At 69.7% G+C, this 12,949-nt stretch carries 12 protein-coding genes and 1 riboswitch; of the genes, 7 read left to right on the top strand and 5 right to left on the bottom strand.

The genetic code is table 11. The features are described from left to right. The first annotated feature begins 81 nt into the window (after nt 1-81). Both OHT21_RS00780 and OHT21_RS00775 read left to right on the top strand, forming a co-directional pair. On the top strand, nt 82-2,097 hold the full coding sequence (locus tag OHT21_RS00780) for an NADPH-dependent 2,4-dienoyl-CoA reductase (RefSeq protein WP_328766144.1): 2,016 nt from the start codon (nt 82-84) through the stop codon (nt 2,095-2,097). 40 nt (nt 2,098-2,137) lie between these two features. Beyond that, the gene (locus OHT21_RS00775) at nt 2,138-2,707 is read left to right on the top strand and encodes a PadR family transcriptional regulator (RefSeq protein WP_328766142.1); all 570 of its coding nucleotides are present in this window, start codon (nt 2,138-2,140) and stop codon (nt 2,705-2,707) included. Nucleotides 2,708-2,728: 21 nt separating this feature from the next. On the opposite strand, the gene OHT21_RS00770 is transcribed toward OHT21_RS00775, so the two are convergent. The 4 genes from OHT21_RS00770 to dhaK all read right to left on the bottom strand — a co-directional run bounded on the left by OHT21_RS00770 (nt 2,729) and on the right by dhaK (nt 5,573). After that, entirely contained in the window at nt 2,729-3,301 is a 573-nt protein-coding gene (locus OHT21_RS00770) for a hypothetical protein (RefSeq protein ID WP_328766141.1), read from the bottom strand. A 213-nt stretch (nt 3,302-3,514) separates the two neighbouring features. Then, on the bottom strand, nt 3,515-3,925 hold the full coding sequence (locus OHT21_RS00765; protein WP_328766140.1) for a PTS-dependent dihydroxyacetone kinase phosphotransferase subunit DhaM: 411 nt from the start codon (nt 3,923-3,925) through the stop codon (nt 3,515-3,517). Then, complete coding sequence (gene dhaL / locus OHT21_RS00760) at nt 3,918-4,517, bottom strand: dihydroxyacetone kinase subunit DhaL (protein ID WP_328766139.1); 600 nt, start codon at nt 4,515-4,517, stop codon at nt 3,918-3,920. The genes OHT21_RS00765 and dhaL overlap by 8 nt, the downstream gene beginning before the upstream one ends. Before the next feature lie 63 nt (nt 4,518-4,580). Further along, nucleotides 4,581-5,573, bottom strand: coding sequence for a dihydroxyacetone kinase subunit DhaK (dhaK, locus tag OHT21_RS00755; protein ID WP_328766138.1), 993 nt, complete (start codon nt 5,571-5,573; stop codon nt 4,581-4,583). A 172-nt stretch (nt 5,574-5,745) separates the two neighbouring features. Between dhaK and OHT21_RS00750 the strand changes: the two genes are divergently transcribed. Next, entirely contained in the window at nt 5,746-6,117 is a 372-nt protein-coding gene (locus OHT21_RS00750) for a ferredoxin (protein WP_328766137.1), read from the top strand. Between the two features lie 126 nt (nt 6,118-6,243). Here OHT21_RS00750 and OHT21_RS00745 read toward each other — a convergent pair whose 3' ends face one another. After that, a complete protein-coding gene (locus OHT21_RS00745) occupies nt 6,244-6,813 on the bottom strand; it encodes a histidine phosphatase family protein (RefSeq protein WP_328766136.1) in 570 nt (189 codons plus the stop codon). A 131-nt stretch (nt 6,814-6,944) separates the two neighbouring features. Next, a riboswitch (cobalamin riboswitch) is annotated at nt 6,945-7,086 on the top strand. Nucleotides 7,087-7,123: 37 nt separating this feature from the next. Here OHT21_RS00745 and OHT21_RS00740 point away from each other — a divergent pair. The 4 genes from OHT21_RS00740 to OHT21_RS00725 all read left to right on the top strand — a co-directional run bounded on the left by OHT21_RS00740 (nt 7,124) and on the right by OHT21_RS00725 (nt 12,948). Then, nucleotides 7,124-7,357 carry a CbtB domain-containing protein gene (locus tag OHT21_RS00740; protein WP_328766134.1) on the top strand — a complete coding sequence of 78 codons (234 nt, stop codon included), beginning with the start codon at nt 7,124-7,126 and terminating at the stop codon, nt 7,355-7,357. A 25-nt stretch (nt 7,358-7,382) separates the two neighbouring features. Next, a complete protein-coding gene (locus OHT21_RS00735; protein WP_328766132.1) occupies nt 7,383-8,138 on the top strand; it encodes a CbtA family protein in 756 nt (251 codons plus the stop codon). Between the two features lie 157 nt (nt 8,139-8,295). Further along, a complete protein-coding gene (locus OHT21_RS00730; RefSeq protein WP_328766131.1) occupies nt 8,296-9,474 on the top strand; it encodes an acyl-CoA dehydrogenase family protein in 1,179 nt (392 codons plus the stop codon). Between the two features lie 630 nt (nt 9,475-10,104). Beyond that, nucleotides 10,105-12,948, top strand: coding sequence for a carbohydrate-binding protein (locus OHT21_RS00725; protein ID WP_328766129.1), 2,844 nt, complete (start codon nt 10,105-10,107; stop codon nt 12,946-12,948). Nucleotide 12,949 lies beyond the last annotated feature (1 nt).

Genomic DNA, 12,949 nt, shown 5'->3' with positions numbered 1-12,949 from the left:
CTCCACTATTGTGCAACTAGTTGCAAAAAGCTCGGCCCCTCGTCTACAACAGATCGCACAACACCGAGCACGGAGGGGCCCATGAGCCGTTACCCGCACCTGCTGACCCCGCTCGATCTGGGCTTCACCACCCTGCCCAACCGCGTGCTCATGGGCTCCATGCACGTGGGCCTGGAGGAGGCGGAGCGCGGCTTCGAGCGCATGGCGGAGTTCTACGCGGCCCGGGCCCGCGGGGGAGTGGGGCTCATCGTCACGGGCGGCATCGCGCCCAACGAGGCGGGACGACCGTACAAGGGCGGTGCCAAGCTCACGACCGAGGCGGAGGCAGAGCGGCACACCGTCATCACCGAGGCCGTGCACCGCGAGGGCGGCAGGATCGCGATGCAGATCCTGCACTTCGGGAGGTACGCCTACCACCAGGACCTCGTCGCGCCCAGCGCTCTCCAGGCCCCGATCAGCCCCCATGTCCCGCACGCGCTCACCGACGACGAGATCGAGCGGACGATCGACGACTACGCCCGCGCCGCCCGCCTCGCCCGGCAGGCCGGCTACGACGGCGTCGAGATCATGGGCTCCGAGGGCTACCTCATCAACGAGTTCATCGCCACCCAGACCAATCACCGCGAGGACCCCTGGGGCGGCTCGTACGAGAACCGCATGCGCTTCCCCGTCGAGATCGTCCGCCGGGTTCGCGAGGCGGTCGGCGAGGACTTCGTCATCGTCTTCCGGCTGTCGATGCTGGACCTGGTGCCAGGTGGATCGACGCTGGACGAGGTGATCGCGCTCGCCCGGGCCGTCGAGGCCGCCGGAGCGACGATCATCAACACCGGTATCGGCTGGCACGAGGCGCGGATCCCGACCATCGCGACTTCGGTGCCGCGGGGCGCGTACGCCTGGGTGACCAAGAAGGTCATGGGCGCCGTCTCCATCCCGCTGGTGACGACCAACCGCATCAACACCCCTGAACTCGCCGAGCAGTTGCTCGCCGACGGCTACGCCGACATGGTGTCCCTGGCCCGCCCGATGCTCGCCGACCCCGAATTCGTCAACAAGGCACGGGACGGGCGCCCCGACGCCATCAACACCTGCATCGGCTGCAACCAGGCCTGCCTCGACCACACCTTCAGCGGCAAGATCACCTCCTGCCTGGTCAACCCACGCGCCTGCCACGAGACCGAGCTGGTCCTTGCGCCGACCCGGCACCGTAAGCGCGTCGCCGTCGTCGGGGCGGGCCCCGCCGGACTCGCCTGCGCGGTCTCCGCCGCCGAACGCGGCCACGACGTCACGCTCTACGACGCGGCGCGCGAGATCGGCGGCCAGCTGAACGTGGCCCGCAAGGTCCCCGGCAAGCAGGAGTTCGACGAGACGCTGCGCTACTTCCGTACGCAGCTCGAACTGCGGGGAGTGGAGGTGCGGTTGGGCACGTACGTGACCGCGGACAACCTCACCGAGTACGACGAGGTCGTGATCGCGACCGGTGTCACCCCACGCACGCCCGAAATCCCCGGCGTCGACCACCCGAGCGTCGTCGGCTACCTCGACGTGCTGCGCGACAGCGCGCCCGTCGGCGATCGCGTCGCGATCCTCGGCGCGGGCGGCATCGGCTTCGACGTCGCCGAGTACCTGAGCGACAGCGGCGACAAGGCGAGCGAGGACCCGGCGACGTACTTCCGGCAGTGGGGCGTCGACATGGACCACCGCACGCCCGGCGGCCTCGCCGCGCCCGAGCGGCCCACGTCGCCGCGCTCCGTCCACCTCCTGCAGCGGAAGCCCTCCAAAGTCGGCGCCGGGCTCGGCAAGACCACCGGCTGGATCCACCGCACGGAGCTCAGGCATCGCGGGGTCACCATGATCCCGGGGGTCCGGTACGACCGGATCGACGACGAAGGCCTGCACGTCACCGTCGGCGGGCAGAGAACGGTCCTGCCGGTCGACACGATCGTGCTCTGCACCGGGCAGGAGCCCCGCCGCGACCTGTACGACACGCTCCGCACCGCCGGTCGCAGCGTGCACCTCATCGGCGGCGCCGACGTAGCCGCCGAACTGGACGCCAAGCGCGCGATCAAGCAGGGCACGGAGCTGGCGGCGGCGCTGTAGCCAATGGATCGCCTTTCGGTGCCGTACCTAGGATGAGTTCATGTCACTGCCGCACGCCATCCTCACCGCCCTGCTGGAGAAGCCGTCGTCGGGCCTTGAGCTGACCCGGCGTTTCGACAGGTCGATCGGCTACTTCTGGTCGGCGTCGCATCAGCAGATCTATCGCGAACTGGGCAAACTGGAGGCCGAGGGCTACATCCGGGCCCTCACGGACGAGCAGCCGGCCCGCGGGCAGAAGAAGAGCTACGAGGTCCTGCCCGCAGGCCGCGCCGAACTCACCCGCTGGACCGCCGCCTCCCAGGACCCCAAGCCCCTGCGCGACCCGCTGCTGCTGCGCCTGCGCGCCGCGGCCGTGGTCGGCACCGCGGGCATCGAGGCGGATCTGCGCCGCCATCTCGACCTGCACCGGCGGCAGTTGGCGGAGTACGAGGAGATCCAGCAGCGGGACTTCCCGCCCGGCAGCAAGACGCCCCAGGACCGGCTCCAGCACCTCATCCTGCGCGCCGGGATCGACCTGGAGACCTTCTGGACCGGCTGGCTGACGCATGCGCTGGAGGAGTTCGGGCGACTGCCCGCGCAGGATCCGGCCTCCCGGGAGTCGACGGTGTGATCTGAGCCGGCTGGACTGTGGTCAGAGCCGGTTGGGCTTGGCGCGGCGGCGCAGGACCCAGGCCGTGGCTCCGACGCCCGTCGCCACCAGGATTCCACCCGCCGTGTAGGTGACGGTGCTGTAGTCCTTCGCGGAGCCGCCCGTACCGCCCATGACCCCGCGTGTCGCCGTGGCCGTCGGTGAGGGCGACCGCGTCGGCGTCGGCGAGGGCGATGGGGTGGCCGTCGCGGAGATCGTGGGGCTCGTGCCCGTGGACACGGTGATGGACTGGGTGCCCGCCGTCGTGCCGTTGTCGCAGACCACGATGACGGTGTACGTGCCCGCGCTGACGCCCGACCACGAGGCGCTCTGGCTGCTGGTGCCGGACAGCGCCACCTGGCGCCCCTGGGCGAAGTTCGTCTGTCCGCTGGACAGCAGCGAGGCGTCGCCGCCGCCCGGGCACGAGGTGGTGTTCACCTGGACCGTGGACCCACTGGAGGTCACGGTGATCTGTGTGTTCACCGCGGCAGCGGGCCCGGCAGTGAGGGCCAGTGGCAGCGCGGCGGAGGCCGCCACGGTCAGACCGGCGCGGACGAACATCTGAGTAGTACGCATTGGACTGCCCTCCGGCGGCACGGTTGGCGGTACATCCCATGCGCCGCCGAGGGTTGGGAAACGCCCGTGCTGCCCTGGGACGAGCCAATGCGCACTCCACCGCCCCCGCACGCGGGGCGGGCCCGGCCAGGTGACGGAGTCCTCCGTACGGCGTACCCGGACGGCGCGCCACGCCGTGTCACCGAACCGGCGGCCCACTCCGCGTCCGCCGCGTCACACCTTCCGGTACGTGTACGCCTCCGAAGCCGCCGCTTCCACCGCCGCGAGGTCCGCTCCCGACGAGGCCGTGACGACCGCGGCGACCGCGCCCTCGACGAAGGGGGCGTCCACGAGGCGGGTGTGGGCCGGGAGTTCGTCGCCTTCGGCGAGCAGGGTCTTCACGGTGAGGACCGCGCTGCCGAGGTCGGTGAGTACGGCGACACCGGCGCCGCGGTCCACGGAGGCGGCCGCGGCGGAGATCAGCTCGGCGCTGGTCCCGAGGCCACCGCCCTCGACCCCGCCCGCCGGAGCCACCGCCGCGGTGGTGCCGCCGCCCGCGAGCCCTACCGCCAGCTCGGCGACCGAGGCGGCCACCGCGGCACTGTGCGACACGAGCACGATCCCCACCAGCTTCTCGTCACTCACCGGCCGCCTCCTCAAGAGCCGCGATCAGCAGGGCCGAGGACGTAGCGCCCGGATCCTGGTGCCCGATGCTCCGCTCGCCCAGATAACTCGCCCTGCCCTTGCGGGCCTGCAAGGGCGTGGTCGCCAGGGCGCCCTCCTCGGCGGCGGCCCGCGCCGCCGCGAAGGACTCGCCGAGCGCTGCGACCGCGGGCACCAGCGCGTCGATCATGGTCTTGTCGCCGGGCGCCGCCCCGCCGAGCTGCATCACCGCGTCCACTCCGGTGCGCAACGCGTCTGTGAACTGATCCTCGCTGACCTCGGCCGCGTCCCCGAGCGCCTTCCCGGTACGGCGCAGCAGAGTGCCGTACAGCGGACCCGACGCACCGCCCACCGTCGAGATCAACTGGCGTCCGGCGAGCATCAGGACGGCACCCGGCGTGCCCGGCGCCTCCTTCTCCAGCGTGGCCGTCACGGCCGTGAAGCCGCGCTGCAGATTGCTGCCGTGGTCGGCGTCGCCGATCGGCGAGTCGAGGGCGGTGAGCCGCTCCGTCTCGCGGTCGACGGACGCGGCGGTCGCCGTCATCCAACGGCGGAAGAAGTCGGCGTCGAGCACAGGATCTCCTCGCATGGTGTTTACGTGGTCGTCGAGCTTGTCCGGTAGGGGAGTTGACCGGCCTCAGGTGCCCCAGCGCAGGCCCGCCGTACGCACCGGAGCGTCCCACAACCGAAGAAGCTCCTCGTCGATCTGACACAGCGTCACCGATGCTCCGGCCATGTCGAGTGAGGTGACGTAGTTGCCGACGAGCGTGCGCGCCACTGCGACGCCGCGCTCGGTCAGGACGCGTTGCACCTCCGCGTTGAAGCCGTACAGCTCCAGGAGCGGTGTCGCGCCCATGCCGTTGACCAGGACCAGCACCGGATTCTTGGGGCTCAGGTCCTCCAGGATCGCGTTCACCGAGAAGTCGGCGATCTCCCGCGACGTCATCATCGCGCGCCGCTCACGGCCGGGCTCGCCGTGGATGCCGATGCCCAACTCGAGCTCGCCGGGCGGGAGATCGAAGGTGGGGCTGCCCTTGGCCGGAGTGGTGCAGGCACTCAGGGCGACACCGAAACTGCGGGAGCTCTCGTTGACCTGACGGGCCACCGCCTCGACGCGCTCCAGCGACTGGCCCTCCTGCGCCGCGGCGCCCGCGATCTTCTCCACGAACAGAGTCGCGCCGGTGCCGCGCCGCCCCGCCGTGTAGAGGCTGTCGGTCACCGCCACGTCGTCGTTGACGAGCACCTTCGCCACCTGGATGCCCTCGTCCTCGGCGAGCTCCGCCGCCATGTCGAAGTTGAGTACGTCCCCGGTGTAGTTCTTCACGATGAACAGCACGCCGGCGCCGCTGTCCACGGCGGCGGCCGCCCGCACCATCTGGTCCGGCACCGGGCTGGTGAACACCTCTCCCGGACAGGCCGCCGACAGCATCCCCGGACCCACGAACCCGCCGTGCAGCGGCTCATGCCCCGAACCACCGCCGGAGACGAGGCCCACCTGCCCGGCGACCGGAGCGTCCCGCCGTACGATCACCCGGTTCTCGACATCCACGGTCAGCTCGGGATGAGCGGCCGCCATGCCCCGCAGCGCGTCCGTGACAACCGTCTCCGCGACGTTGATGAGCATCTTCATTCCGTACCTCCGGGTGAGGTGAGCAGCCGTGGCCGCGTCCTGGATCTCTCAAAGCCTGCGGGTCAAGTATCGATCGCCGAGTGCGGTTGGGCACCGGTGGGAACGGCGGATCTCGTGCCCTCTTGGTGACGCCGCCGGGTTTGACCAAGCGGCGTACGGCAACTCGGTCAGCGTGTCAGCGACAGATCAGCAGGAACTCGTCCGTTTCCTCGAGGACCGGTTCGCCTGTGCGCAGGCGTGTACCGAGTGCGCGCGGGTGTGTGCGCTGCGCGCGAGTCTCGCCGATCTCGACGGTCCCGAAGACCAGCAGCTGCTGCGGCGCAAGAGCATCATGTGCGCGGAGGTCTGCGACGCGACCTGCCGCCTGCTGGCCGAGCAGACCTGGCAGGACGAGGCCGGAACACGCGCCCAGGTCGAATGGTGCCGCGCCGTCTGCCTGGAGACCGCGCACGTCTTCGACCGGAACCCCGACGCCGAAGAGGGCGCCCAGTCCTGCCGGGACTGCGCGCGCGCCTGCACGGAGTTCCTCGCCCAGCTGAGGTGACGAGCCAGCAGTGGCGAGGGCCGTCCCGAGGTGACGGACCGCCTCGCCCATCAGTACCCGAACGCCCGGCTTGCTGTGATGACAGCCGCCCCGAGGCGACGGACCGCCGCCCGGCCCTCGGCTCGGTCAGGCCCCGAGCGCTCGGCCCACCCGTACGTTCCAGCGCCCGGCCCGCCCGCTGAGCTCCGTCGCCGTCAGCGGTGGTACGTCGATCCGCCAGAACGCCGGCTCCGGAGCACCTAGAGCCCGTACCACCACGGCCCGTACGATCTCCGGCTCGACAACGGCGAGAGTCCGGCCCTCGAACTGCCCAGCCGCGTCCAGCCACTTGGCGACCCGATCGCACAATCCGCGTACGGATTCACCGCCGTGCGCGGCGTACGACGGATCCGCCAGCCAGCGCGCGACCGCCTCCGGCTCCTCGGCGCTCACCTCGGCCAGGCTCGTGCCGCGCCAGCGGCCCACGTCCAGTCCCACCAACTCTGGCTCGTCCGCGGCGTCGAGACTCAGCGCGACGGCCGTCTCGCGGCAGCGCACACCGGGGGAGACCAGGGCCCGCTCCGCAGCGGGCAGCGAACCCGCGGCCGCCTCCGCGAGCCGCAGCCCGGAGGCGTCGAGGGAGCATCCGTCGTCGAAACGCGCCTCCCGCAACGCGGCACTGATCGCTGGTGAGATCAACATCACTCGGCTGGTCATCGGCCCACTCTCGTACTCAAACGCCCGCTCAAAGCCCTTGCCCGCACCGGGAATTGGCGCGCGACCAGGGGAACGGCGCACGCTCCGGCACCCCGTGCGCCCTTGGCCGCCTCCCCACTTCGCGGTACGGTCACGTCGAAATTGACGACGGTTCGACGGAAGCCGGTGAGAATCCGGCACGGTCGCGCCACTGTAAGCCCGTACCGACCGCCTCCCACCAGGGGCGGTTCAGTCCGGGTAAGTCAGACCCGTGGCCGTCGTCCTGTGCACCACCAAGACGGGACGCGAGTTCCCCAGGAGGTCCTGCCACATGGCGCAGTCCGTCGCTCAGCCGAGCGCAACCAACCCCGCCGCACCGGCCGCCGTGCCGGCCACGCTGCCGATCGGCGCGATCGCCCCCTGGGCGGTCTTCTTCGGCATCCTGATGCTGGTCCTGCTCTACTTCGTCGGCGCCGAGCAGGGTGCCACCTCGCTGCTCTCCGGTGAAGGCGTGCACGAGTGGGTGCACGACGCCCGCCATCTGCTCGGCTTCCCCTGCCACTGACGGCGACGAGGAAGCGTACGAGCACATGGATTCAGCAACCGTCAGAAACCTCCTGGTGCGTGGCATGCTCGCGGGACTCGCCGCGGGCCTGCTCGCCCTGGTCGTCGCCTACTTCCTCGGCGAACCACGCGTCGACGAGGCCATCGCCTTCGAGGAGGCCCACGCCCACGAGCACGGCGGCGAGGAACTCGTCAGCCGCACCATGCAGTCCACCGCCGGCCTGAGCACCGGCGTCCTCGTCTACGGCGTCGCGTTCGGCGGTATCGCCGCCCTCGCGTACTGCTTCGCACTCGGCAGGATCGGCCGCTTCGGACCGCGCTCGAGCGCGCTGCTGCTGTCGACCGCGGGCCTGCTCGCGGTCTACGTCGTGCCGTTCCTGAAGTACCCGGCCAATCCGCCCGCCGTCGGCGACCCCGACACCCTCAACGAGCGGACCACGCTGTACTTCCTGATGGTCGTCCTCAGCGGGCTGCTGGCCGTCGGCACGGTGATCCTCGGCAAGCGCCTCGCGCCACGCCTGGGCAACTGGAACGCCACCCTCTCCGCAGGAGCCTTCTTCGTCCTCGTCGTCGGCCTGGCATACGCCGTCCTGCCGTCGTACAACATGGTCCCGGAGGGCTTCCCTGCCACGCTGCTGTGGCAGTACCGGCTCGCCGCCCTCGCCATCCAGGTGACCCTGTGGACCGCGTACGGCCTGGTCTTCGGGTACCTCGCGGAGCGCGTGCTGGCTCCGCGTACGGCTGCCGCCCCGCCCAAGGGGGCAACGGCCGTCGCGCACTGAGCCGTTGAACAGGGAAAGGGCTCCCGGCCTCGGCCGGGGGCCCTTTCGTCTGTGTCCGACCCTCCTGTGTGTTCCCAATTTCTGAAACAGGTTCTACGGTGTGCGCCGTCAGGACCGGGCGGCCGGAGCGGCAGGCCAGTGGGAGCCAGGAGGCGCCGTGCATCTCGAATACACGCCGGAGCAGCAGGAGTTGCGCACCGAACTGCGCGCCTACTTCACCGAGTTGGTACCGGAGAACGTGCACGCCCGGTACGCCGACCCGGCCGCGCAGAAGCGGTTTTACCGCGAGACCATCCGCCGGCTCGGCTCCGACGGCTGGCTCGGGGTGGGCTGGCCGAAGGAGTACGGCGGGCGCGGGCTGAGCCCGATGGAACAGTTCATCTTCTTCGACGAGGCCGCCCAGGCGGGCGTACCGCTGCCGCTGATGGCGCTGAACACGGTCGGGCCGACGATCATGCAGTTCGGCACGGACGAGCAGAAGGCGTACTTCCTGCCGAAGATCCTCTCCGGCGAGATCGACTTCGCGATCGGCTACAGCGAGCCCGACGCGGGCACGGACCTGGCCGCGCTCAAGACCAGGGCCCTACGGGACGGTGACGAGTACATCGTCAACGGCCAGAAGATCTGGACGACCAACGGTGACACCGCCGACTGGGTGTGGCTGGCCGTCCGTACCGACCCGGACGCGCCCCCGCACAAGGGCATCACCATGCTCCTCGTGCCGACGACCGACCCTGGCTATTCCTGCACCCTCATCAACACCCTCGCCTCGCACGACACCACCGCGAGCTACTACGAGAACATCCGCGTCCCCGTCTCCCGCCGCGTCGGCGAGGAGAACAAGGGCTGGCGGCTGATCACCAACCAGCTCAACCACGAACGCGTCACCCTCGCCGCCCACGGCACCATGGCCATCCGCGCCCTGCACGACGTGCAGCGCTGGGCCATGGAGACCAAACTCGCCGACGGCCGCCGCGTCGTCGACCTGCCCTGGGTGCGCCGCCGTCTCGCCCAGACCCACACGAAGCTCGACGCGATGAAGCTCCTCAACTGGCAGATGGTGAACGCGGTTCAGGAAGGCACCCTCACTCCCCAGGACGCCTCCGCCGTGAAGGTGTACGGCTCCGAGGCGCGCCGCGACGCGTACGCCTGGCTCATGGAGATCGTCGCCGCGGCGGGCGCCCTCAAGGAGGGCTCGGCGGGCACGGTCCTCCATGGCGAGCTGGAGCGCGGCTACCGCTCGGCCGTGATCTTCACCTTCGGCGGCGGGAACAACGAGATCCAGCGCGAAATCATCTCGTGGATCGGTCTGGGCATGCCGCGGGTGCGCCGCTGAGTGCTTGTGACGAGGCTTTTTAGTTGGCATAAAAGCGGGATAGTTGGCACTGGGCGGAGCGCTTGGCCTGACGCGCGATGGGCTTGGCTCGTTGGCGTCCTGGGCCCGCTGATCTGCTAATTCCTCAGGGCCAGCGCAACTGGGCCGTGCAGGGCTGAGGCGGCGGCCGATACTGAGGTCGCCGGCGTCCCGGATGTTGAACGGCGCCAGGCCGATCCTCTGGGCGCTCCGCCGCCCATCTGTGTCAGGCGGCGGCGATCACGTACCCGTCTGCGTCCCGCCAATCCGGGGTGGAGACGGCACCGAGTCCTGACGGGGCTCGGGCCCTTCGCGACTTTCTCCACAACAGGCCGATAGCCTGGCTGGCCCGGAAGAAAGTATGGACACATTGGGCTGAAGTCTTCTAGCCTTGTCGGCGGACCATCACGGTCGTCGATGTGACCCGACAGCGCGGTAGCCATCGACTTCTACTGTTTCCGAGCGGTTGCCCCCGCTCGGCCCCCGCTCGGCGTAGTGGCCTGCTGAAGCACACCCAGCGGGCCGAAGCGGCGACATCCCGCTACGGCATCGGCGCGGCAGCGCGCGCCCCAAGCCTGGCAGCCACCTGTTCAGGAAGGGGAGTGCATTGTCATGTTCATGAGAATCAAGAGGGCTGCAGCCGCGCGTTGGCCGGCCATCGGTTCGGCTCTGCTCCTGGTCGCGGCCACTCTCACCGCGGCCTTATCCAGTGCGACCCCGGCCTCGGCGCACCCGATCAACGCCGCCGACTTCCAGCAGGTCCAACTGGCCCGCGGGGTCGCGGAGGTCGGTGAGCCGATGTCGCTGGCCGTACTCGCCGACCGGTCGGTGCTGCATACCGCTCGCAACGGGACCGTGCGCCGCACGGATGCCAACGGCACCACCACGGTGATCGGCAGCATCCCCGTATACGTACACGACGAGGACGGTCTGCAGGGCATCGGCATCGACCCGGGTTTCGCCACCAACCGGCACATCTACCTCTACTACGCCCGGCCGCTGTCCACACCAGGAGGCGACGCACCGACCACCGGCGGCAACTGGTCGGCGTGGCAGGGTGTCAACCGGCTTTCCCGGTTCACGCTCAACGCCGACTTCACGCTCAACCAGTCCAGCAAAGTGGACATCCTCGACGTGGCGGCTGACCGAGGCATCTGCTGCCACGCCGGCGGAGACATCGACTTCGACGCGGCAGGCAACCTGTACCTGTCCACAGGCGACGACACCAACCCGTTCGAGTCCGCCGGATATTCCCCCCTCGACGAGCGGGCCAACCGCAACCCGGCGTTCGACGCGCAGCGCACCGCCGCCAACACCAACGACCTGCGCGGCAAGATCTTGCGAATCAAGGTGAACGAGAACGGGTCGTACTCGATCCCGGCGGGCAACATGTTCCCGCCCGGCACGGCCAGGACCCGGCCGGAGATCTACGCGATGGGCCTGCGCAACCCGTTCCGGATGAGCGTGGACAAGGCCACCGGCATCGTCTACGTCGGCGACTACGGCCCCGATGCCGGCGCCACCTCGGCGCGCGGGCCGCAGGGCCAGGTCGAGTTCAACCGCGTCACGGGCCCGGGCTTCTACGGCTGGCCCTACTGCACCGGCACGAACACGAGCTCCGAGACGTACGCCGAGTGGGACTTCGCCACCAACACGGCAGGCGCGAAGTACAACTGCTCGGGCGGGCCGACGAACAACTCGTTCCGCAATACCGGCTTGAGCACGCTGCCCCCCGCCAAGGCCGCCTGGATCCGTTACGGCGGAGACGCAGGCAGCCCGCCGGCGTTCGGCGGCGGCTCGGAGTCGCCGATGGCGGGCCCGGTGTACCGGTACGACCCCGACGTCAGCTCGCCCACGAAGTTCCCGCAGTCGTTCGACGGGCAGTTCTTCGCCACGGAGTTCGGCCGCGGCTGGATCAAGCCGATCCACCTCAACGCCGACGGCTCCCCGGGGACCATCGACAGCTTCCCCTGGAACGGCAAGCAGGTGATCGACTCGGCGTTCGGCCCGGACGGCTCCTACTACGTGCTGGACTACGGCACCGGGTGGTACCAGGGCGACCAAAACTCCGCCCTTTACCGCTTCGACTACGTCGGCGGCGGCAACCGGGCGCCCACGGCGATGGCCGGCGCCAACCGGACCTCCGGCGCGGCGCCGCTGACCGTGACCTTCTCCTCGGCCGGCTCATCCGACCCTGACGGTGAGGCACTGACTTATGCGTGGAGCTTTGGTGATGGCACCAGCTCCACCGCCGCCAACCCGACGAAGACGTACAACACAAACGGCGACTACACGGCCACGCTGACCGTGCGCGACCCGCAGGGTGCCACCGGCACCGCCGACGTGCGGATCACCGTCGGCAACACCGCGCCGACCGTGACCATCAACAGCCCCGCCGCGGGGGAGATCTTCGCCTTCGGCGACACCGTGCCGTTCCGTATCACCGTGACGGATCCGGAGGACGGCACGGTCGACTGCACCAAGGTCAAGCTCACGTACATCGTCGGTCACGACAGCCACGGCCACCCGATCACCTCGAAGACCGGTTGCTCCGGCACGATCACCATCCCGGTCGACGGTGAGCACGACGACGCGGCGAACATCTTCGGGGTCTTCGATGCCGAGTACACCGACAACGCCGGTCTCACCACGCACAAGCAGCACATCCTGCAGCCGAAGCACCGGCAGGCCGAGCACTACAAGACATCGTCCGGCATCGCCACCTTGGACAAGTCGACCGCCGAGGGCGGCAAGTCCGTCGGGAACATCGAGAACGGCGACTGGATCGCCTTCGAGCCGTACAAGCTGAGCAACGCCACGTCGTTCAGCGCCCGGGTGTCGTCAGCCGGCGCGGGCGGCACGTTGCAGGTTCGGGCCGGCTCGCCGACCGGCACCATCCTCGGCTCCGCCACCGTCCCGGTCACGGGCTCGTGGACGAACTTCACTACCGTCAACGGCTCGATCTCCGGTGCACCGGCCGGCACCACCACGCTCTACCTGACCTTCGCCGGCGGTTCCGGATTCCTCTTCGACGTCGACGCGTTCACCTTCAATCCCGGCGGCGGCCCGACACCCGGCGCGGGTCCGATCGTGGGGATCGCGGATAAGTGTCTGGATGTCCGTAACGGCAGCTCGGTGGATGGGACGGCGGTGCAGATCTCGTCGTGTACGGGCTCGGCGGGGCAGAAGTGGACGGTGACGCCGGGGTCGACGATCAAGACGTTGGGCAAGTGCCTGGATGTCAGCGGTAACGGCACGGCGGACGGGGCGAGAGTCCAGTTGTGGTCCTGCAACGGTGGCGCCAACCAGAACTGGCAGGCGTACCCGGACGGGTCGTTGCGGAACCCGCAGTCGGGCAAGTGCCTGGACGTGTCGGGCGCCAACTCGTCGGACGGCACCCTCGTACACCTGTGGACCTGCCACGGCGGAGCCAACCAGAAATGGACCCTGCCCTGAT

The organism is Streptomyces sp. NBC_00286 (assembly GCF_036173125.1).
Classification (GTDB): domain Bacteria; phylum Actinomycetota; class Actinomycetes; order Streptomycetales; family Streptomycetaceae; genus Streptomyces.
This window is presented reverse-complemented; position numbering and strand designations above follow the sequence as displayed.

What these genes read in the sequence shown, in the direction of transcription:
- OHT21_RS00775 (WP_328766142.1), top strand. Translation starts at nt 2,138, where the DNA reads ATGTCACTGCCGCACGCCATCCTCACCGCCCTGCTGGAGAAGCCGTCG.
- OHT21_RS00745 (WP_328766136.1), bottom strand. Translation starts at nt 6,813, where the DNA reads ATGACCAGCCGAGTGATGTTGATCTCACCAGCGATCAGTGCCGCGTTG.
- dhaK (WP_328766138.1), bottom strand. Translation starts at nt 5,573, where the DNA reads ATGAAGATGCTCATCAACGTCGCGGAGACGGTTGTCACGGACGCGCTG.
- OHT21_RS00740 (WP_328766134.1), top strand. Translation starts at nt 7,124, where the DNA reads ATGGCGCAGTCCGTCGCTCAGCCGAGCGCAACCAACCCCGCCGCACCG.
- OHT21_RS00770 (WP_328766141.1), bottom strand. Translation starts at nt 3,301, where the DNA reads ATGCGTACTACTCAGATGTTCGTCCGCGCCGGTCTGACCGTGGCGGCC.
- OHT21_RS00735 (WP_328766132.1), top strand. Translation starts at nt 7,383, where the DNA reads ATGGATTCAGCAACCGTCAGAAACCTCCTGGTGCGTGGCATGCTCGCG.
- OHT21_RS00725 (WP_328766129.1), top strand. Translation starts at nt 10,105, where the DNA reads ATGTTCATGAGAATCAAGAGGGCTGCAGCCGCGCGTTGGCCGGCCATC.
- OHT21_RS00780 (WP_328766144.1), top strand. Translation starts at nt 82, where the DNA reads ATGAGCCGTTACCCGCACCTGCTGACCCCGCTCGATCTGGGCTTCACC.